We start from the raw sequence: 21,201 nt of genomic DNA on the forward strand, positions 1-21,201 counted from the left end.
GGCACTCCGATCGGTCAAACGCATGGATTGATTGGCTGCTTCAACATATTTTCAAAGCTTATCACGCACCCGCAGATACCTCGGGAAGCGCGGCATGCCGTTCTTCGTCAGCTCGCGATAACGGTAGGTGATCTGCGTGCCTACCGACGGCGGATTGCGGCGCTGGGCATCGGTAAGACCGCTGCCCAGGGCGAAGTGGCGACCGTCGGGCAACTCCATCTGCAATGCGCCAAGCATGCCGGCATATTTTCCCTTGCCAGGCAGATGGGCGACAACGATGGCTTCGGCGTCGAGCCATGGAGTTAGTTTGAGCAAGGCACTGGAGCGACCGGTTTCGTAGGCGGCATCGTCGCGGTGAAGCATGAGTCCTTCGCCGCCGCTACGGACAATGTCGCGCAGCCTTTTCTGCAGCGCCGCCGCATCGGGTAGCCGGAATTGGGGAACGGCTTGCAGCCAGGGAAGATTCGCCGCGACGATGACGGCCTTGATCTGTTCCACGCGTTCGGTAAAGCTGCCGGGGGCATTGGGCAATTCGAAGATCATGTAGCGCACGCGTTGCCATTCGGCATCCACGGGCCCCTGGCGCCGGACAATGGCCGAGAGTTGATCAAAGCTGCCGCGTCCGAGCCAAAGTTCGCCATCCAGTGGCTGCCGGGGCAAGGCGTCGATAAACCACTTCGGGGCGGGTACCGGGTTGCCGCTGCGAAAGCGCAGAACCTTGCCGTCCCATACGGCACGCACTCCGTCGAGTTTTTCGCTGGCCCAGTAGCGGGATACGTCGATGTCGCCGCGATAGCGTTCGGCCAGGAGCAAAGTCGGCGCTGGCGAAGCGGCGGAAAACGCAGGTACGAAGGCCGCGGCGGCGAGCAACGCGGAGAGTATCGCAAGGGCACGCCTAAAATCAGGAATGGTAGCTCCGGTACCACTCGACAAAGCGGCGCACGCCTTCGGTCACCGGCATGGCCGGTGAAAATCCGGTGACGTGCTTGAGTTCGGAGGTGTCGGCGTAGGTCGCCGGCACATCGCCGTCCTGCAAGGGCAAAAAATTCTTCTTCGCGGTCTTGCCCAAAGCCAGTTCCAGCGCCTCGATATAGGCCATCAGTTCGACCGGCTGGTTATTGCCGATGTTGAACACGCGATACGGCGCCCAGCTGGTCGCCGGATCGGGCGTCTGCTTGTCGAAATCGGGGTTGGCTTGCGCCGGCTGGTCGAGGACGCGGATCACGCCCTCGGCAATGTCGTCGATGTAGGTGAAGTCGCGCCGCATCTTGCCGTGGTTGAAGACATCGATGGGGCGGTCTTCGAGGATGGCCTTGGCGAACAGGAACAGCGCCATGTCGGGCCGTCCCCAAGGGCCATACACGGTGAAGAAGCGCAGTCCGGTGGTCGGCAGATTGAAGAGGTGGCTGTAGGTGTGCGCCATCAGTTCGTTGGCCTTCTTGGTCGCGGCGTAGAGGCTGACCGGGTGATCGACGTTGTCGTGTTCGGAAAATGGCATCCGCTCGTTGCCGCCGTAGATGCTGGAACTGCTGGCGTAGACGAAGTGTTCGACACCGTTGTGGCGGCAGCCTTCGAGGATATTCACGAAACCCACCACATTGCTGTCGACATAGGCATGCGGGTTTTGCAGCGAGTAGCGTACGCCGGCCTGTGCCGCCAGATTCACCACGCGCTGCGGACGCTCAGCGGCAAACAAGGCCGCGATGCCTTCGCGGTCGGCGATATCGAGTCGCGACAGCCTGAAGCGCGGATTGGGCGTCAGCCGCGCCAGTCGCGCTTCCTTCAAGGCCACGTCGTAGTAGTCGTTGAGGTTATCTACTCCGACGACTTCGTCGCCGCGCGCCAGCAAACGCTCGCAGACATGCATGCCGATGAACCCGGCCGCGCCGGTGACCAGAACTTTCATTGTCCGCTTCTCTGAAAAGCCAGCATTTTCGCATACTTGAAAAAGCTCGCACCGCAACCGACGAGGATGTGCACCAGCCCCGGAAGGCCGTCGAGCAGGCCCAGGCGAAGGAAGTAGAACTTGACGAAGCGCAGCAAGGGCGAGAACAGCAGGTGCATCACGGTCGCCCGCTTGCCGCTCGCCAGCGCTTCTTCGGCGGCAAGGGTGCTGTAACGGTTCTGCTTGGCGAGATAGGTCTCCAGCGACTCGGCCGATTCGTGCAGCAGATCGCCTTGCAGCGTGCCGATCGCGCCGGCGGCGATCACCTTCTCATGTACCGGATCATCCGACCAGCGCGCATGGCGACGGTCGAAGAGCCGCAGGCTCCAGTCCGGATAGCCTTCGCCGTGGCGCAGATAACGCCCCATGAAACGGTTGCGGCGGGCAAATCGGTAAGCACTGAAAGTCGGCGCTGACGATACGGCACCACGCACCTCCCGAATGCTCTCTTGCAGGCCTTCACTCACCCGCTCGTCGGCATCGATGCAGAGCACCCAGTCGTGGCTCGCCTGGTCGACGGCAAACTGCTTCTGCGGCCCGAAACCGCGCCATTCCGACTGGATTACCCGCGCACCATGTCGCCCGGCAATCTCCGCCGTGCCGTCGTCGCTGCCCGAATCGACGACGACGATTTCGTCGCAGAACGCCACGCTCGCCAGGCAGTCGGCGAGCTGATGGGCGGCGTTCTTGGTGATCAGGACAGCGGATATCGGCATGCGGTCGGCGGAGGTCATGGGCAGCTATAATTGCACTCGGGATGCATTTTACGGCGCAAGGCGTCATCCCGCTCCTACCGATGCGCATTCTTCTCATCAAAACATCCTCCCTTGGCGACGTGGTGCACAACCTGCCGGTCGTCACCGACCTGCGCCGCGAGCATCCCGAAGCCGAGATCGACTGGGTGGTGGAGGAAGGCTTCGCCGATATCGCGCGGCTGCATCCCGGCGTACGGCGGGTGATTCCCGTGGCGCTGCGACGCTGGCGCAAATCCTTGCTCGCTCCCACAACCTGGAAAGAAATGCGCGCCTTTCGTGCGTCGCTGCAAGCCGAGAACTACGACCGGGTCATCGACACGCAAGGCTTGCTCAAGAGCGCCCTGATCGCCCGCATGGCGCACGGCAGGCGCTGCGGCTACGACGTCTCGTCAGCCCGCGAACCGCTGGCGGCGCGCTTCTATGAAGCGACATTCGAGGTGCCGAGGAACCTTCATGCGGTCGAGCGCAACCGCCGTCTTGCTGCACTGGCGGCCGGCTACGTCGCATCCGCCGCGCCCGACTATGGAATCGCCGCGCCGCCAACGCCGACTCTTGAAAGCCTCGACGTCGTGCTCTTGACCGCCACCTCGCGCGACGACAAGCTGTGGCCGGAGAATAGCTGGATCGCTGCGGGCCGCGCCTTGCACGAACGCGGGCTCAACTGCCTGCTGCCGGCGGGCAGCGCCACCGAGCGCGAGCGCGCGACGCGGATCGCGCAGGCCATTCCGGGCGCAATCGCCCTGCCGCCCCTGAGCTTGCCGGAACTCGCCGAACGGTTGGCCGCCGCGCGCATCGTCATCGGCGTCGATACCGGCCTGGTCCATCTTGCCGCGGCACTGGGGCGGCCGACACTGGCATTGTTCTGCGCCTCCGATCCGGCCCTGACCGGCGTTGTCGCCAGCACGCCGGCCATCAGTCTCGGCACGCGGGGTCAGCCCCCCAGCGTCGAGCACGTCCTCGCGGCGGCACTGCCATTGCTCTGATGGCACGCTTCATCTACACCCTCGCCGTGCTGACCCTGCTGCCCTGGGCGATCCTGCATCTGCTCTGGCGCGCCCGCCGGCAGCCGGAATATCTGCGCCACTGGGGCGAACGATTTGGCATGTTTGGTGCCGTAACGCCAGCGCCGTCCCACGAGGGGATACCGCTTCGCATAACCATCTGGCTGCACGCGGTATCGGTCGGCGAAACCCGCGCCGCGCAGCCCTTGGTCGCGGCCTTGCGCCAGCGCTATCCGGATCACCGCATCCTGTTCACCCACATGACGCCCACCGGGCGCGCCACGTCCGAAGCGCTGTTTGGCGACAGCGTGGAGCGCATCTACCTGCCCTACGACACGCCATGGGCGATGCGGCGCTTTCTGCACCACTACCGCCCGCAACTCGGTTTCATCATGGAAACCGAGCTGTGGCCGAACCTGATCGCCGCCTGCAGGCAGGAGAAGATACCGCTGCGACTGGTCAATGCCCGCCTCTCGCAGCGCTCGGCCCGACGCTATGCCAGATTTCCGGCGCTGACGCGCGAAGCGTTGCGAGGCTTGGTCGCTGTCGGCGCGCAATCCTCCGATGATGCGATGCGTCTCGAAGCGCTGGGTGCGCAAGACATTAGGGTGACCGGAAACATCAAGTTCGACATCGCCGTGCCGGATGCGCAACTGGCGCTTGCCCGCGAGTTTCGGCTGCGCTACGGCAAGCGCCCGGTATGGCTGGCCGCCAGCACACGCGAAGGCGAGGAAGTGCTGGTCCTCGACGCATGGAAAAGAGTTATGCGCAGCGGTATCCCCTTGCGGGACGGCGCTGGCGACACGGCGGCGTTGCTGGTCATCGTCCCCCGCCATCCGCAGCGCTTCGACGAGGTGTCGCGCCTGGCCGCGGAGCGCGGATTCGTCGTCCAGCGCCGCAGCGACGACACACCTGTTGCGCCGTCCGCCCAGGTGCTGATTGGCGACAGCATGGGCGAAATGTTCGCCTGGTACGCGTCCGTCGACGTCGCCTTCATCGGCGGCAGCCTGCTGGATTTCGGCAGCCAGAATTTGATCGAAGCGGCGGCCTGCGGCACGCCGGTAGTGATCGGCCCATCGACGCGGAATTTCGCCGAAGTGGCGCGCGAGGCCATCGCCTGCGGTGCAGCCCTTTCAATCGGCGATGCCGACGATCTGGTCACCCAGGTCAATGTCCTGCTTGCCGATGCCGAGCGCCGACGCCAGATGGGTGATGCCGGCCGTGCCTTCGCCGCGCATCATCGCGGCGCCACGGCGCGCACGCTGGAGTTGATCAGTCGAGAAGCGCGTTGATCGCTGCGACGTCGTCTTCGCCCAGGCTGCCGGCGGCGGCCTTGAGTTTGAGCAGCGCCGCCAGCGTGTCCAGCCTGGCCTTCGCCAGCTTCTGCCGGGTATCGAATAACTGGCTCTGGGCGTTCAATACGTCGATGTTGATGCGCACGCCGACTTCATAGCCGAGCTTGTTCGAATCCAGGGCCGATTGCGATGAGGTCAGCGCCGCTTCATAGGCCTTCACCTGCGCCATCCCGGAACTCACACCCAGATAGGCCTGCCGCGCGTTGAGCGCCGCCGTGCGCCGCGCATTTTCCAGGTCGGCGCTGGCCTTTTCCTTCAGGGCGACGGCTTCGCGGTCCTTGGAAACCACGCCGCCGCCGGCGAAGATCGGAATCGACAGTTGCAGCCCGATGGTGCTCGCATTGCTGTCGCTGCCGTAACCCAGGGTCGAACTGTTGGTTGCCGAACTGCGGCCGCGCGTCGCCACCAGATCCAGCGTCGGGTAATGCCCGGCGCGCTGCTTTTCGATCTCGCGCGTGGCAATTTCATAGAGGGCCTGGTAGATCTGCACCGAAGCGCTGGCCGACTCGGCCATTTCCACCCACTTGTTGATGTCGTCCGGTTGCGGGCGAACCAGCTGCACGCCGGGGCGCAGGTTCTTCAGGCCTTCCGGCTCCTTGCCGATCACGGCGCGCAGCGCCTGGCGCTTGACGCTCAGATCATTCTGCGCCGCGATTTCCTGCGCGCTGGTCAAGTCGTACCGCGCCTGGGCTTCATGGGTGTCCGTAATCGTTGCCGTGCCCACCTCGAAATTGCGCTTGGCCGATTCGAGCTGTTCGGCAATCGCCACCTTCTGTGCCTGTGCCGTCGCCAGCGTGTCCTGCGCCAGCAGCACGTCGAAGTAGGCCTGTGCCGCGCGCACGATGAGTTCCTGCCGTGCCAGGCCGAACTGCGCTTCGGCTTGCGCCACGGCCAGTTCCGACTGCGTGTAGGCGACCCAGTTCTGCCAGCGGAACAGCGGTTGCGACAGCGTCACCGTCCAGCCGTTGCTGTTGTATTTGGTGTTGGTCTCGGTAGCACCGCTTACCCGGCGCGTCGTGTCGATGTCGTTCCACGTCGTGCTGGCGGCGAGGCCGACGGTCGGCAGCAGGCCGGTGCGGCCCTGTGGCAGCTTCTCGCGTCCCGCGTCGAGCGCGGCGCGCGCCGATGCATATTGCGCATCGTAGGCGACGGCATCGCGGTATACGGCCATCAGGTCGGCGCCATGGGCGAGTTTTACAAAGCCGCCGGCACTCAGGCAACCGGCCAGCATCAGGGAAATTGCATTCTTCATACGTGCTCCATGGCTCGATTCAATACGTTGGCATGGCTGGATCAACATCCCGCGCCCAGGCCGCGACACCGCCCTGCAGGTTGATGATGCTGCTGAAGCCCATTTGTTCCAGAAACATTCCGGCTTGAAAGCTGCGCGCACCGTGATGGCAGATCATCACGATGTCCGCATCCCGCTTCAATTCGTTGTAGCGCGCCGGTATGCCGCGCATCGGCATGGATTGCGAGCCGGCAATGCGGCAGGTTTCGAATTCCCAGGGTTCGCGGACATCCAGCAGCACGGGCTGGGCCCGCTGCGTATCGGCGAGCCATTCCTTGAGCTGGGAAGCGGAAAGCTGGCGCATGGGCTCAAAAAGCGAAGGCAGGCGCAGACACTGCCTCGCGCAGCAAGGTCGCCACGGTTTCGAATACGGCCACGCGGCGAAAATCGCTGCCGGTTCTTGTGTAGAGCACGGCTTCCATTGCCGGGGCCTTGCCTTCGATGGCAAAAAGACGCCCGCCCGGCTTGAGCTGGTCGAGCAGGATCCGCGGCACCCTGGTCACTGCGCCCGATACCATGATCGCGTCGTAAGGGGCATGGGCAGCGAGGCCTTCCAGGCCATTGCCGGGCTCCACGGAAACGTTGGTCACGCCGGCGCGGCGCAGATTTTCGCGCGCCGTCGCGGCCAGTTGTGGATCGATTTCGATCGACCAGACGTGGTCGGCATGGGCGCCCAGCAGGGCCGCCATGTAGCCGGAGCCGGTGCCGACTTCCAGCACGTTCTCATGCTTCTTCATCGCCAGGGCCTGCAGCGCGTGGGCTTCGACCTTGGGCGCAAGCATGCTGGCGCCGCCCCCCAGAGGAAGTTCCGTGTCGGCGAACGCCAACTGGCGCATCGCGGGCGGCACGAACTCCTCCCGCTTGACCACGAACAACACATCGAGCACGTCCGGATTCAGCACCTCCCAGGGGCGCAATTGCTGCTCGATCATGTTGAAACGCGCTTGTTCGAAGTTCATGATTTCTCCAAGATTGCTATATTAGCATAATCTAATATGTCGGCAAGGCCGGCAAGGGCAGGATTCTACGCTTACACCATGTCGCCGGTCGGCTCCTTCACCCTGAACCATGCCGCGTACAAAGCCGGCAGGAACAGGCAGGTCAGCACCGTGGCGATGATCAGGCCGCCCATGATGGCCACCGCCATCGGGCCCCAGAACACCTGCCGGGTCAGCGGGATCATGGCCAGCACCGCTGCCGCCGCCGTCAGGGTAATGGGTCGGAAACGGCGCACGGTCGAGCCGACGATCGCCTCCCATTCGCTCTTGCCGGACTGCTCGTCCTGCTCGATCTGGTCGACCAGGATCACCGAGTTGCGCAGGATCATGCCCATCAGTGCGATCACGCCGAGGTTGGCGACAAAGCCGTAGGGCACCTGGAACACCAGCAGCGCCAGCGTCACGCCGATCAGGCCCAGCGGCGCCGTGAGCAAGACCATGATGGTACGGCTGATGCTCTGCAACTGGATCATCAGCAGGGTGATGACGCCGACGATCATCAGCGGTACCGCCGCCTTGATCGAGTTTTCGCCCTTGGCCGACTCCTCGGTCGAGCCGCCCAGCTCGATGCGGAATCCGGGCGGCAGCTTGGACTTCAGTGTTGCCAATTGCAGATCGATCTGGGCGGAGACCGCCTGCGGCTGCAGGTTGCCGACCACGTCGGCACGGACGGTGATCGTCGGCAAGCGGTCGCGCCGCCAGATCAGGCCTTCTTCCAGCACCGGGACCAGGCGCGCCACCTGTGCCAGCGGAATGTGGCGGCCGCTTGCGGCGACAATGTCGAGGTCGGGCAGGCGCTGCAGTGAACGCGGATCCGCGCCACCGTCGGCACCGGCGCGCCAGACCACGTCGATCAACTGGTCGTTCTCGCGGAACTGCGTCACCGTGGCGCCCACCAGCCAGCCTTGCAGCGTCAGCGCCACGTCCTGGCTGGAAACCCCCAGCGCGCGGGCGCGGGCCTGGTCGATCTCGACCCGCACGGATTTGACGCGATCGTTCCAGTCGAAATTCACGTTGCGCAGGTTGGGGTGGGCGCGCATCACGGTCGAAATGCTTTCCGCCCCGTCGCGCAAGGCCGCCAGGTCTTCGCCAAGAATGCGGAACTGCACCGGATAGCCCACCGGCGGCCCGTTCTCCAGCCGCACCACGCGCAGACGCAGATGCGACCAGGAACCGTCCGCCGCATCGAATGCCGCCTCCAGCTTGTTCTTGACCTCTTCCCGCTCCTTCAGCCCCTTGGTGACGATCACCATCTGCCCGAAATTGTCGGCAAACAGTTGCTGATCGAGCGACAGGAAAAACCTTGGCGCGCCATTGCCGATGTAGGACGACCAGGACTCGATGCCGGGATCCTTGTCGATCAGGGCTTCGACGCGCTTGACCTCGCGTTCGGTGGCCTTCAGCGAGGCGCCCTGCGGCAGCCAGATGTCGACCATCACTTCGGGCCGGCTGGCGGCCGGGAAGAACTGCTTCTGCACGCCCTTGTTGAAGGCCACCAGCGACAGCGCGAACACCGCGATCGTGGCGAAGATCACCAGCCAGCGATGGCGCAGGCACCACACCACGAGGGCACGGAAGCGTTGATAAAAGGGCGAGTCATAAATGTCACCGCCGTGCTTCTCGCCAATCTCGCGCAGCTTGACCGGATCAAGCAGCTTGTAGCCGAGCCAGGGTGTGAACACCACCGCGACTATCCACGACACCAACAGCGCTATGGTGACCACCTGGAAAATCGAGATGGTGTATTCGCCGGCGCCGGACTTGGCGAAGCCGACCGGCGTGAAGCCGGCCGCGGTGATCAGCGTTCCCGTCAGCATCGGAAACGCCGTCGAGGTGTAGGCGAAGGTGGCCGCCTTGAAGCGGTCCCAGCCCTGCTCCATTTTCACCACCATCATTTCCGCCGCAATGATGGCGTCATCGACCAGCAGGCCCAGCGAAATCACCAGGGCGCCGAGCGAAATGCGTTGCAGGTCGATGCCGAAGACCTTCATGGCGAGGAAGGTCATCGCCAGCACCAGCGGAATCGACAGCGCCACCACCGTGCCGGTGCGCCAGCCCAAGCTGAGGAAGGACACCGCGAGGACGATGATCATGGCTTCGCCCAGCGTACGCACGAAAAGGTTGAGCGATGTCTTGACGATCTCCGGCTGGTCGAACACCACATGCACGTCCATGCCCACCGGCAGGTCCTGCTGCAGGCGGGCCATGGTGGCGGCAAGATTTTCGCCCAGCGCGATGACGTTGCCACCCTTGGCCATGACTATGCCGAGACCGATCGCCTCGCGGCCCGCCACCCGCATGCGCGGCTGCGGCGGATCGGCAAGTCCGCGCGTCACTCGTGCGATGTCGCCCAGCCGGATATTCCGCCCGCCCACCGCCAGCGTGGTTTCACGCAGCGCATCGACGCTGTCGAAGGGGCCGGAGACGCGCAGCCGCACGCGGTCCGTTTCGGTCTCGACGTGACCCGCCGGCGCCACGGCGTTCTGCCGTTGCAGCGCGTCGAACACCTGGGTCGGCGCCAGGCCCATGGCGGCCAGGCGCGCCGGGCTGACGTCGATGTAGATCTTTTCGTCCTGCACGCCGATCAGCTCGATCTTCTTCACATCCGCGACGCGGCGCAGTTCGCGCGCCAGCTTGTCGGCCTCGCGGCGCAGGTCGCCCATGCCGTAGCCCGCCTTGTCGTCGCGCGAGGTCAGGGCGAAGATTTTCATCTGCACGTCGCCGAATTCGTCGTTGGGGAAAGGCCCCTGCACCCCCGCCGGCAAGGTGTGGCGAATGTCGTCGAGCTTCTTGCGCACCTGGCGCCAGGCTTCCGGCACCTCGGTCTTCGGCGTGTAGTCCTTGAGGATCACGATGGTCAGCGATTCGCCCGGCTTGGACGCCGTGCGCAGCACATCGACCCAGGGTGTTTCGGCCAGCTTCTTCTCGATGCGCTCGGTCAGTTGCTGCTCGACCTGCTGCGCGTTGGCACCTGGCCACAGGGTGCGCACCACCATGACCTTGAAGGTGAAGTCGGGATCTTCGGCGCGCCCGAGCTGGAAGAAGGCGAGGACGCCGCCGACCATGAAGACGATGATCAGATACAGCACCATCTGCGGGTGCTTGAGCGCCCACTCGGAGAGATTGAGCTGCTTCATCGGCTGCTCGCCTGCGTCGCGATGCGCACTTTCTCGCCGGCCGTGAGCAGGTTTACGCCGGCCGCGACGATCCGCTCGCCGCCACTCAGGCCCGCGACGACCACCGCCCCGCTATCCGTATAGGCCGCAACGGTAACGGCCTGCAAACTCACCGTGTCGCCAGCGCCGACTCTCCATACCGCCGGCTGGTTGCCCTGCTGGAATATCGCCGTCAGCGGCACCGTGAGCCGGGTTGCTCCCGGCGCTCCGGTCGGGAAGCGCACCGTCGCGCTCATGCCCAGCGGCAGCAGCGGATCGGCATCCTTGAGGCTGACGCGCGCGGCATAGGTACGGGTCACCGGATCGGCGACCGGCGAAACCTCGCGCAACCGCCCCGCCAGCGGTTTCGTCCCCGCACCCTGGGTGGCCCAGAGCGTGACTTCAGCGGCTTGTCCGAGTTTGAATGTGCTCACTTCACCTTCCGGCAGAGCGACCGCGATCTCGCGCTCGCCATCCGGGGCCAGACGAAACACCGGCTGCCCTGCGCTCACGACCTGTCCCGGCTCGGCCAGCACTTGCCCGATGACTCCTGCGCGGTCGGCAACAAGGCTGGTGTAGCTCGCCTGGTTCTTGGCCAGTGCGGCCTGCGCCTCGGCGGCCTTGAAGGTAGTCTCCCTGGCGTCGAGCGCCGAAGCGCTGATGAAATTCTTTGCCCGCAGGTCGCGGTAGCGGGCCACATCGGCCGCCGCCAGCGCCCGCTGCGCCTCCGCCTGGGTCGCTTGCAGCCCGGCATCTGCCGGGTCGAGGCGTGCCAGCACCTGCCCGGCCTTGACCGCCGTGCCGGCATCGACGCGGCGCTCGACGATCTTGCCGGCAATGCGGAATCCCAGCGTGGTCTCGATCCGTGCGCGCACTTCACCGCTGTAGCTGCGCTGCGCTCCGTCCGTCGCCGTATCGCCAGCGCCGACTGTCATGATCCGCACCAGTTTCGGCACGACCGGTGGTGGTGGCGGTTCGCTGCAGGCAGTGAGCAGTACGGGGAGAAAGAGGAGGGGTGCGAGTTTCATGCGGAATCTCCGGAAGGGCCGGCAACACGCCGGCGCAGCCATGGTGTGAAATTGTCGGGGCGGGCCTGAATCCCCACCTGCCCCGTGAGCGCGCTTTGCGGGCAATGCATGACAGCGCAGGCAGAGCAAAAAAACACGGGGTTCATCTTCAGGCTCTCCGGCGGCCCGTGGCGGCCGGTGCCATCAGCCCCCCCAGGGCCAGATCGAAATGGGTTTGCAGATAGGTTTGCGGATCGTGGGCGACACCGCAGCAAGCGCCCAGCGAATGGCGCCAGATCACCATCATCAGCACCGGCGCGAAAATCACGTCGATTGCGGTTTCGACATCGACGGCGCGAAACTCGCCGGACCCAATGCCCCGCTGCAGCGTGCGCCGCATCAGGTCGCGACCGCGCACGATCACTGCGTCGTGATAGTAGATCGCCAGTTCGGGAAAGTTCCCCGCCTCGCTGATCATCAGCTTGGGCACCCCGGCCAGAGGCGTGTTGCCGATGCGCTGCCACCATTCACCGATCAGCGCACGCAGCAGATCGGCGGTGCTGCCCTCGAAACCATCGACCAGGCCCGCGCCCTCTTCCAGAATCGGCACGATGCCCTCCTGGATCACTGCCTTGAACAGCGCTTCCTTGCTGTCGAAGTAGAGATACAACGTTCCCTTCGATACTCCCGCGCGCGCCGCCACATCGTCCAGCCGCGTGCCGACGAATCCCTTTTCGACAAACAGTTCCAGCGCCGCCGCCATGAGTTCGGCGGGACGGGCTTCCTTGCGGCGTTGGCGGGGGTGCGCTGAAGCTTCCATTGCGGGACGTTTAATTACTGACCGGTCAGTCAGTATATGGAAACTTGTCTCGGCGTCAACCCCGCCCGGCGACGCCAAACCGGCGTGCGGGTTTACGCGGTAAGCTGATTGTGCCGTTTGCCCGGCACCTTAGGAAATAGGAAGGAAGCCGCCATGCGCATCGAAGAAGAGCTCAAGCTCGATTTTCAGGATGTCCTCATCCGGCCCAAGCGCTCGACCCTGACATCGCGTTCGGACGTGGATATTTCACGCGAATTCGTCTTCCGCCATTCCGGCCGCGGCTATCGCGGCGTGCCCATCATCGCGGCCAACATGGACACGGTCGGCACCTTCGAAATGGCCCGGGTACTGGCCCGGCACCAGTTGGCCACGGCGCTGCACAAGCACTACGCCGAGGCCGAGTTGACGGAGTTTTTCCGGGAACTGCCGGAGACAACGACCGCCTTCTATTCAATGGGCATCACCCGCGAAGACTACGAAAAGTTCTGCCGGGTGAAGCAGGAAGTCGGCGATGCCGTTTCCTTCGTCTGTGTCGATGTGGCCAACGGCTATACCAGGTCCTTCGTCGATGCTCTCCACCGCCTGCGCGACGCCTGGCCGCAGATCACCATCATGGCCGGCAATGTCGTCACCGGCGAAATGGCGGAAGAACTGATTCTCGATGGCGCCGACATCGTCAAGGTCGGCATCGGCCCCGGCTCGGTATGCACCACGCGCAAGATGACCGGCATCGGCTACCCGCAACTCTCGGCCGTGATCGAATGCGCCGACGCCGCGCATGGACTGGGCGGCCTGATCTGCGCCGACGGCGGCTGCACCTCGCCGGGCGATCTGGCCAAGGCCTTCGGCGGCGGCGCCGACTTCGTCATGCTGGGCGGCATGCTGGCCGGCCACGACGAATGCATGGGCGAAGTCACCGAGCGAAGCGGCAAGCGCAAGGTGCGCTTCTACGGCATGAGTTCGCGCACCGCGATGGACAAGCATGCCGGCGGTGTCGCCAACTACCGCGCCTCGGAAGGCAAGGAGGTACTACTCGATTACCGCGGACCGGTCGAGGGCACGGTCCTGGAGATTCTGGGCGGGGTGCGTTCCGCCTGCACTTATGTCGGCGCACACAAGCTCAGGGAACTGTCCAAGCGCACTACCTTCATTCGCGTTGCGCGGCAGTTGAATGAAGTGTTCGGCCAGTCCTGACAGGTCATGAGCAAATCAACCTGTTTTCCGCAGATGACGCAGATTTTCGCAGATGAAAACGCGGTCCTTCAAAGGGTTGGGGGTGCTCGCGGACAAACCCGATGGGTGATCGGCAAGGCGTGCCAAACGTGTTGATCCATCTGCGGAAATCTGCGAAATCTGCGGATCAACTGTTTTTTCCAGGATCAATGGTGCGCGGCGTGTTCGCGCTTCTTGCCCTGCTGTTTGTCGCCGCCTGCGGCAAACCGAAAGAAGCCGCCCTGCCGCCGGGCGCCAAGGTTCTGGCGCTGGGAGACAGCCTGACCGCGGCTCACGGCGTCACGCCAGAAGAGGCGTGGCCAGCCCTGCTGGGCAAGCGCACCGGCTGGGTCGTGATCAATGCCGGCGTCAGCGGCGACACCAGCGCCGGCGCCTTGCAGCGCTTGCCGGCACTGCTCGACGAGCACGCTCCCACGCTGGTGCTGGTGACCCTGGGCGGCAACGACATGCTGCGGCGGCTGCCACAAGGGCAGACGGTCAGCAACCTCGGACAAATGCTGACGCTGGTGAAGGTCCGCGGCAGCAAGGCGGTGCTGCTGGCGACGCCGAAACCGAGCATCGCCGGCGCGGTCTTCAACAATCTGTCCGCTGCCGATTTCTACCAGCAGGTGGCCAAGGAACACCAGGCGCCGCTGATCGAGGACGCACTGCCCGAGGTCCTCTCGAATACCGACCTCAAGGCCGATCAACTGCACCCGAATGTTGCCGGCCACGCCCTGCTGTCAAAGAAGATCTTCGAGGCCCTCAAGGCCATCGGCTATGCCCGGTAGCCGCCTTGCTGTGAAACACCGAGTTCGAAGTCTCCGGTAATGGACGCGCGCAGCGCGCCGACTGGTAACCCCCCGCGAGGGGGGGAAAGGGGAGCGGGCGACCAATTCGCCTTTAGTTACGGCCGCTGCGCTTAACGCCGATGATGCCGGCGTTAGCCTCCACTGAAACTTCGTTTTCGCGTGTTTCATCTTCGGTGGGTGGCGCTCGGTGCCATGAGCGTCAGCGCGATTCCTTGATCAGGCGTCCGTTCGACGGCTGCACCGGCCTTGCGTTGTTGCGGTAGAGCCGCGAGAAGATCGAGATCTGGTCGGCCGACACCTGCAGCGGCTGCTTCATCACCATCCACAGCACGCCTTCGGTGCAGGGCGGCGTGGTCAGCGAACCCATGTAGGTCCAGTAGCTGCGGATTTCCGGCAACAACTGCATGAGGTCGATCGGCTCCGTCGGCATGACTTCCATGTCCTTTTCCAGCGGCATGTTGTTCCACAGGGTCTGGATCAAGGGATGCTCGCTGCCCTTTTCGAGCAGGACGGCGATGACGGCCAGTTGCCCCTCGTCGTTCTTGTGCACCAGATGCACCACCATGTCGTAGAGCCGGCCATTGACGCGCTCTTCCGCGGGGCGATGGAAATGAAACTGGACCAGTTCATAGCGCTTGCCCATGACATGCATGACCATGCCTTCGCCGACACTGACCTGCAGGGTATGGCCGTTGTCGACGATGCGGAACTGCGTCGGTCGGTACTCGAAACGGATGGCTTCGAGACTGACCTTGATACCGTCGCGAATGTCGATGGGAGACTGACGCTGACCCGTGCCGCAGGTCGCGTATTCGCTGCGCAGCTTGCCCCAGTTGGCGGGCGCGCCTGCCCCTTCATAGGACCAGTGGGCGTGCATGTCGGCCGCCGGGTTTTCGGCAACCGGGGGCGGCGCCGGTTTCTTCTTGATGACGGTCTTGCGCGGGCCGCTGGTGGCGTACTGCAGCTCGCGCAAGCGTCTCTCGCTGGCGCTTTCCGTCGGCTTCGCTGCCGCCTGGGAAGCGGCCGTGGCAACCGCCTTGACTTCGGGCTTTGCCCCCGGCTTGGCGGGAGTGGGAGCGGGGGCTGAAGCCGGGGCTGCGCCAGGTTTGATTCCGGCGCTCGACGCAGCCTGGTCCGCCGCCGCCTTGTCGATCGCCGGCAGCATGATGTGTCGCGGCTTTTCGCCGGCAGGTGTCGGCGCAGCAGTGGCAGGGGCTGCCGGCGCGACGGCGGCGGGTGCCACCGGCTTGGGCGAGGCATCGGCCACAGGCACGATGCGGGGTCGGGCACCTTCGGCCAGGGTTCGCATGTCGGCATGCATCGCCGTCGCCCGCTCCGGATCCTGCATATCGAGCGCGGACCGGCTTGCGGCGTTCGCCACCGCGGCGGCCGCGCTGGCGGCATGCACGCGACAGGCCTCGTTCAGCAGGCGTTCGTCAATGCTACCGATCTGTATCTTGTTGGCGCGCTGGCGCGAGACCGGTTCCTCGCGAACCAGGGTATCGCCGTTGAAATAGGCGCGTCGCAGCGTGGTGAACCGGCGGCCGGCGCAATCATAAAGATTTTGGGCGTGAATCTCGTTGTACACACCGCCCGGGTCCTTGACGTCGCGGCCAAGAATGATGCGGCTCCAGCCCGTAATGCCGCCGGCACTGCCGGCAATGCGTGCCTTGTCGATCTCGATGGTCTCGTTCTGGCCGGCAATGACGCCTTGCCAGTTGGCGGCTTGAACGGGACAATTCACCAACAGGACGAGCGCCGTTGCGGCCAAAGTGCTTGCAAAAGCCGGCGGCATGCGAAACACAGACATGAATTTCCCTTTATCCCTATTAGCTACGGCCGCTGCCCTTAACGACGCTCAAAATACAGGCGTTAGCCTTCACTGAACGTGGTTTCTAGATTTCTGGTGTTACGGCCCTGAATTGCAATACTTTAGCCCCAATCGAATTTCAAGCCTACCCCGAATTCCGCCCGAGTGCCCTTTGAGCTGCGCGGGTTGCATTCGTTCAGCCTTTCCAGTAGCTTCAAACCTCTGCCCCACCCCACCCAGAATCGAGCTTGCCCCATGAATGCCAACGAAAAGTTTATCGCTGCCGACGCCCATGTAGACGCCGCCGCCATCGCCCCCCTGCCCAATTCGCGCAAGATTTACGTTACCGGCAGCCGGCCGGACATCCGCGTGCCGATGCGCGAAATTGCCCAGAGCCCGACCGGCGACACCCCCAACCCGCCGGTCACCGTCTATGACTGTTCCGGGCCCTACACCGATCCGGCCGCCGCCATCGACATCCGCAAGGGCCTGCCCGGCCTGCGGGCGCAATGGATTGCCGAGCGCAACGATACCGAGGAACTTCCCGGCCTGTCGTCAGACTACGGCCGGCAGCGCCTGGCCGATGCCGAACTGTCGAACTTGCGCTTCGACCTCGGACGGCGGCCGCGCCGCGCCAAGCCCGGCGCCAACGTGACGCAAATGCATTACGCGCGGCGCGGCATCATCACGCCCGAAATGGAATACGTCGCAATCCGCGAAAACCAGAAGCTCGAAGGCCTCGACGATCTCTTGCGCAGCCAGCATCCGGGGCAGAGCTTCGGCGCCTCGATTCCGCGCGTGATCACGCCCGAATTCGTCCGCGACGAAATCGCCCGCGGCCGCGCCATCATTCCGAACAACATCAACCACCCCGAGTCCGAGCCGATGATCATCGGCCGCAACTTCCTGACCAAGATCAACTGCAACATCGGCAACTCGCCGCTGGCCTCCACCATCCAGGACGAGGTCGACAAGATGACCTGGGCCATCCGCTGGGGCGGCGACACGGTGATGGACCTCTCCACCGGCAAGAACATCCACGAGACGCGCGAGTGGATCGTAAGGAATTCCCCGGTCGCCATCGGCACGGTGCCGATCTACCAGGCGCTGGAAAAGGTCGATGGCAAGGCCGAGGACCTCACCTGGGAAATCTTCCGCGACACGCTGATCGAACAGGCCGAGCAGGGCGTCGATTATTTCACCATCCATGCCGGCGTGCTGCTGCGCTACGTGCCGCTGACCGCCAAGCGCATGACGGGGATAGTGAGCCGCGGCGGCTCGATCCTCGCCAAGTGGTGTTTGTCGCACCACAAGGAGAATTTCCTCTACACGCATTTCGAGGACATCTGCGAAATCATGAAGGCCTACGACGTCGCCTTCAGCCTCGGCGACGGCCTGCGCCCCGGCTCGATCTACGACGCCAACGATGCGGCGCAGATGGGCGAACTGGAAACCCTGGGCGAGCTCACCAAGATCGCGTGGAAGCACGATGTCCAGGTGATGATCGAAGGCCCCGGCCACGTGCCGATGCACATGATCAAGTTCAACATGGACGAGCAGTTGCGCCTCTGCGGCGAGGCGCCCTTCTACACCCTGGGCCCGCTGACCACCGACATAGCACCCGGCTACGACCACATCACCAGCGCCATCGGCGCCGCCATGATCGGCTGGTACGGCACGGCCATGCTCTGTTATGTGACGCCGAAGGAACACCTCGGCCTGCCCGACAAGAACGACGTCAAGGACGGCATCATGGCCTACAAGATCGCGGCGCACGCCGCCGATCTGGCGAAAGGCCACCCGGGCGCGCAGGTGCGCGACAACGCGCTGTCCAAGGCGCGCTTCGAATTCCGCTGGGAAGACCAGTTCAACCTCGGCCTCGACCCCGACAAGGCGCGCGAATTCCACGACGAAACCCTGCCCCAGCACGGTGCCAAGCTGGCCCACTTCTGCTCCATGTGCGGGCCGCATTTCTGCTCCATGAAGATCACCCAGGACGTGCGCGACTACGCGGCGAAGATCGGCGTTTCGGAACAGGAAGCCTTGAACAAGGGCATGGAAGTCAAGGCTGTCGAGTTCGTCAAGGCCGGCAGCGAAATTTACAAGGTTTCCTGAGAGTCGGCGCTGGAGCTACGGCGAACGGGGCGATGATGGACTGCCGTCCCGGTTGCGGCGCCTGCTGCATCGCGCCTTCGATCACCACGTTGAACAAGGCGGCGGGCGACCCCTGCCGTCATCTCGATGCGGAGTTGCGCTGTCGGGTATTTGGCATGCCGCAACGACCTGCTTGTTGTTCGGGGCTGAAGCCCTCGGTCGAAATGTGCGGCCATGATCGCGAAGCCGCGCTGGCCTGGCTGACCCGGCTCGAAACGGAAACTACGCCGCCCAGTATTGGTCCAGGTTCTTGATGCCCCATTTCTCGGCATCTTCGCGGGCAACGATCTTCTCGCTGACGTTGGGGCGGGAAAGATCGATCAGTTCCGGCGGAACATAGGCCATCGATTTGGTCGAGAAAAAGACCTTGATGCGCGGTGTCAGCAACGATTTGTCCGATTGCTCGGCGACCACCCCGAGGCGCCCCGAACTCAGTCGCACCAGCGAGCCGACGGGATAAATGCCGATGCTCTTGACGAAGGCCTGAAAGATCCGCCCGTCGAAATGGCCGTTGGTCCATTCGGTCATCTTGCGGATCGACTCGGCCGGATCCCAACCCGACTTGTACGGCCGGTTGGAAGTGATGGCGTCATAGACATCGCAGACCGCGCCCATTTTGGCGAACACGCTGATCTGCTCGTCTTTCAGGCGGTGCGGGTAACCGCTGCCATCGACCTTTTCGTGATGGTGCAGGCAGACATCCAGCACCGTGGGGCCGGCGGTACCGCCCTCGACCAGCAACCGATGACCTTCTTCGGGATGGCTCTTGATGATGCGGAATTCCTCGTCGGTCAGCTTGCCCGGCTTGTTGAGCACTTCCATCGGCATCATCGCCTTGCCCAGATCGTGCAGCAGTCCGGACATGCCGGCCTCCCGGGTCTCCTTTTCGTCGAGATTGAGCTGGCGCGCCAGTACGACCATCAGCGCGCAGACGGCGACCGAATGCATGTAGGTATAGTCGTCCGCCGTTTTCAGCCGGGCGAGGCTGATCAGGGCGCCGGGGTTGCGCGCCACCGAGGAAGAAATCTCGTCCACCAGTTCGCCGGCGGCTTCGGCGGAAATCGCCTTGCCCATGCGCACTTCCTGGAACATGGAGACGACGGCGTCCTTCCCGTTCGCGCATATCTTCGCGGCGCGCTTGACTTCCTCGGTCATGGCGACCCGCTTCGGCTGCGAGACCTGTATCGGTGTGCCCGTCGCGGCCGCGGTCTCCATCAATTCCGCGTCGACTTTGGCTTCGACCTGTTCCTTGCTTGCGGCGGCCGGAATATCGAGCCCTTTGTCGATGTCGATCCAGACCTCCTTGATCCCGCTTTCGATGATGAGGCGGATATCCTTCGGGTCCTTGATGACGAATTTGGTGCGCCAGAAGGGATGCTCCATCCAGGAGCCGCAAAGCTCCTCAAGATGCATGCCCACACGCAGATGTTCGACGCCGATTTTTTTCAGCATGCTAGACTTTGCAGCCCTCTACAGCGGCCGCCATCAATTCTTTCCCTATGGATTTTCACCCGCTGCTCCAAGCTCTTTTACTGGGCCTGGTTGAAGGTTTCACGGAATTCCTTCCCGTTTCATCTACCGGCCATCTTATCTTGGCTGGCGATCTTTTGCACTTCAATGACGAAAAGGGCAAGCTGTTCGAGATCGTCATCCAGTCCGGCGCGATCCTCGCCGTCTGCTGGGAGTATCGCGAGCGCATCGTGAAGGTATTCGGCACGCTGGGGCACGACGCGGATTCGCAACGCCTGGTGCGCAACATCGCCGTCGCCTTCATGCCGCTGGCCATATTGGGGCTGCTGTTCGGCAAGGCGATCAAGGCCACGCTGTTCAACCCGGTGGCGGTCGCGACGGCTTTCATCGTCGGCGCCTTCATCATCCTCTGGGCCGAGCGGCGCGAGCATGTCATCCGTGTCGAGCGTGTCGAAGACCTGAACCTGATGGACGCCGTGAAGCTCGGCCTGGCGCAGGCCTGTGCGCTGATTCCCGGCACCTCGCGTTCCGGCGCCACGATCATCGGCGGCTTGCTGTTCGGTCTTTCGCGCAAGGCAGCGACCGAGTTTTCCTTTTTCCTTGCGATCCCCACGCTGCTCGCCGCCACCGCCTACCAGCTGTACAAGGAACGCCACCTGCTGTCCATGGACGACCTCGGCATGTGGGTCGTCGGCTTCGTCGCCTCCTTCGTCTCCGCCTTCCTTTGCGTGCGCTGGCTGTTGCGCTTCATTTCCAGCCACGACTTCACGATCTTCGCCTGGTACCGCATCGCCTTCGGCATCGTGGTGCTGGCGTCCTGGCAAATGGGCATCGTCAATTGGAGCGCTGCTTGATTCTCTACCTGCATGGCTTCACCAGCGGCCCGCAATCGCACAAGGCGCAGGCCCTTGGCGCGCGCATGCGCGAACGCGGCCTCGGCGAAAAGTTCATCTGCCCGCAATTGCCGGCTTCGCCGCGCGAGGCGATCGCGCTGGCCGAAGGCCTGATTGCCAGGCACGGTGTCAGCACCGTGGTCGGCTCCTCGCTCGGCGGCTATTACTCGACGTATCTCGCCGAAAGCTTCGACCTCAAGGCCGTGCTGGTCAACCCGGCCGTGGTCGCCCACCTCTCCCTGCAGCAATACATTGGCCCGCAACAATGGCTCTACTCGGGCGAGCCCTTCGAGTTCACCCTTCGGCACATCGAGGAACTGCGCGCCATCGAAGTCCCGGTCCTGGGCAAACCGCAGCGCTTCTGGCTGCTGGTGGAAGAAGGCGACGAAACGCTGGACTACCGCCATGCCGTCAGCCGTTACGCCGGAGCGCGGCAAACCGTGCTGCCCGGCGGCGATCACAGCTTCACGCGCTGGAACGACTACCTCGATCCGGTCATCGCGTTCGCCGGACTCGCCTGAAC

18 protein-coding genes are annotated in these 21,201 nt (G+C 63.9%); 7 read left to right on the plus strand and 11 right to left on the minus strand.

Translation table 11 applies throughout. From position 1 onward, the window contains the following. Positions 1-51: 51 nt before the first annotated feature. Genes SUTH_RS16885 through SUTH_RS16895 form a run of 3 tightly spaced genes read right to left on the minus strand, consistent with a single transcriptional unit; the run spans position 52 to position 2,679 of the window. Complete coding sequence (locus SUTH_RS16885) at positions 52-870, minus strand: DNA ligase (RefSeq protein ID WP_231851060.1); 819 nt, start codon at positions 868-870, stop codon at positions 52-54. A gap of 31 nt (positions 871-901) precedes the next feature. Continuing rightward, the gene (locus SUTH_RS16890) at positions 902-1,906 is read right to left on the minus strand and encodes an NAD-dependent epimerase (RefSeq protein WP_041100922.1); all 1,005 of its coding nucleotides are present in this window, start codon (positions 1,904-1,906) and stop codon (positions 902-904) included. Continuing rightward, the gene (locus tag SUTH_RS16895; protein ID WP_041100924.1) at positions 1,903-2,679 is read right to left on the minus strand and encodes a glycosyltransferase family 2 protein; all 777 of its coding nucleotides are present in this window, start codon (positions 2,677-2,679) and stop codon (positions 1,903-1,905) included. The genes SUTH_RS16890 and SUTH_RS16895 overlap by 4 nt, the downstream gene beginning before the upstream one ends. Positions 2,680-2,741: 62 nt before the next feature. Here SUTH_RS16895 and waaC point away from each other — a divergent pair, with 62 nt between their 5' ends. Beyond that, positions 2,742-3,683 (plus strand): lipopolysaccharide heptosyltransferase I, encoded by a 942-nt coding sequence (waaC, locus tag SUTH_RS16900; RefSeq protein WP_041100926.1) that lies wholly within the window; start codon positions 2,742-2,744, stop codon positions 3,681-3,683. Continuing rightward, complete coding sequence (waaA, locus tag SUTH_RS16905; protein ID WP_197539611.1) at positions 3,683-4,993, plus strand: lipid IV(A) 3-deoxy-D-manno-octulosonic acid transferase; 1,311 nt, start codon at positions 3,683-3,685, stop codon at positions 4,991-4,993. The genes waaC and waaA overlap by 1 nt, the downstream gene beginning before the upstream one ends. Here the strand turns inward: waaA and SUTH_RS16910 are convergent. From SUTH_RS16910 to SUTH_RS16935, 6 genes are all read right to left on the minus strand, one after another. Further along, positions 4,974-6,308, minus strand: a complete 1,335-nt coding sequence (locus tag SUTH_RS16910) for a TolC family outer membrane protein (RefSeq protein ID WP_041100929.1) — start codon at positions 6,306-6,308, stop codon at positions 4,974-4,976. The two genes, waaA and SUTH_RS16910, sit on opposite strands and share 20 nt — an antisense overlap. Before the next feature lie 19 nt (positions 6,309-6,327). Further along, positions 6,328-6,651 carry a rhodanese-like domain-containing protein gene (locus SUTH_RS16915; RefSeq protein ID WP_041100931.1) on the minus strand — a complete coding sequence of 108 codons (324 nt, stop codon included), beginning with the start codon at positions 6,649-6,651 and terminating at the stop codon, positions 6,328-6,330. A gap of 4 nt (positions 6,652-6,655) precedes the next feature. Continuing rightward, on the minus strand, positions 6,656-7,306 hold the full coding sequence (locus SUTH_RS16920; protein ID WP_041100933.1) for a protein-L-isoaspartate O-methyltransferase family protein: 651 nt from the start codon (positions 7,304-7,306) through the stop codon (positions 6,656-6,658). A gap of 71 nt (positions 7,307-7,377) precedes the next feature. After that, a complete protein-coding gene (locus SUTH_RS16925; RefSeq protein ID WP_041100935.1) occupies positions 7,378-10,482 on the minus strand; it encodes an efflux RND transporter permease subunit in 3,105 nt (1,034 codons plus the stop codon). Continuing rightward, a complete protein-coding gene (locus SUTH_RS16930) occupies positions 10,479-11,528 on the minus strand; it encodes an efflux RND transporter periplasmic adaptor subunit (protein ID WP_041100937.1) in 1,050 nt (349 codons plus the stop codon). The genes SUTH_RS16925 and SUTH_RS16930 overlap by 4 nt, the downstream gene beginning before the upstream one ends. 148 nt (positions 11,529-11,676) lie before the next feature. Continuing rightward, positions 11,677-12,327, minus strand: a complete 651-nt coding sequence (locus SUTH_RS16935) for a TetR/AcrR family transcriptional regulator (protein WP_041100939.1) — start codon at positions 12,325-12,327, stop codon at positions 11,677-11,679. 153 nt (positions 12,328-12,480) lie between these two features. Between SUTH_RS16935 and SUTH_RS16940 the strand changes: the two genes are divergently transcribed. Together SUTH_RS16940 and SUTH_RS16945 are read left to right on the plus strand one after the other, a co-directional pair. Beyond that, positions 12,481-13,521, plus strand: coding sequence for a GMP reductase (locus SUTH_RS16940; protein ID WP_041100941.1), 1,041 nt, complete (start codon positions 12,481-12,483; stop codon positions 13,519-13,521). Between the two features lie 200 nt (positions 13,522-13,721). After that, positions 13,722-14,330, plus strand: a complete 609-nt coding sequence (locus tag SUTH_RS16945) for an arylesterase (RefSeq protein WP_197539612.1) — start codon at positions 13,722-13,724, stop codon at positions 14,328-14,330. 220 nt (positions 14,331-14,550) lie between these two features. Here SUTH_RS16945 and SUTH_RS16950 read toward each other — a convergent pair whose 3' ends face one another. Then, a complete protein-coding gene (locus SUTH_RS16950) occupies positions 14,551-16,161 on the minus strand; it encodes a carbonic anhydrase (protein ID WP_197539613.1) in 1,611 nt (536 codons plus the stop codon). Positions 16,162-16,416: 255 nt separating this feature from the next. Between SUTH_RS16950 and thiC the strand changes: the two genes are divergently transcribed. Then, positions 16,417-18,276 carry a phosphomethylpyrimidine synthase ThiC gene (gene thiC, locus SUTH_RS16955; RefSeq protein ID WP_041100944.1) on the plus strand — a complete coding sequence of 620 codons (1,860 nt, stop codon included), beginning with the start codon at positions 16,417-16,419 and terminating at the stop codon, positions 18,274-18,276. A 261-nt stretch (positions 18,277-18,537) separates the two neighbouring features. Here the strand turns inward: thiC and SUTH_RS16960 are convergent, their stop codons facing one another. After that, positions 18,538-19,767: an HD-GYP domain-containing protein gene (locus tag SUTH_RS16960; protein WP_041100946.1), complete on the minus strand. Its 1,230-nt coding sequence runs from the start codon at positions 19,765-19,767 to the stop codon at positions 18,538-18,540. Between the two features lie 47 nt (positions 19,768-19,814). Here SUTH_RS16960 and SUTH_RS16965 point away from each other — a divergent pair, with 47 nt between their 5' ends. Beyond that, entirely contained in the window at positions 19,815-20,639 is an 825-nt protein-coding gene (locus tag SUTH_RS16965) for an undecaprenyl-diphosphate phosphatase (protein ID WP_041100948.1), read from the plus strand. Next, the gene (locus SUTH_RS16970; RefSeq protein ID WP_041102517.1) at positions 20,636-21,199 is read left to right on the plus strand and encodes a YqiA/YcfP family alpha/beta fold hydrolase; all 564 of its coding nucleotides are present in this window, start codon (positions 20,636-20,638) and stop codon (positions 21,197-21,199) included. The genes SUTH_RS16965 and SUTH_RS16970 overlap by 4 nt, the downstream gene beginning before the upstream one ends. Positions 21,200-21,201 lie beyond the last annotated feature (2 nt).

The sequence above is a fragment of the Sulfuritalea hydrogenivorans sk43H genome, assembly GCF_000828635.1.
Taxonomy (GTDB): domain Bacteria; phylum Pseudomonadota; class Gammaproteobacteria; order Burkholderiales; family Rhodocyclaceae; genus Sulfuritalea; species Sulfuritalea hydrogenivorans.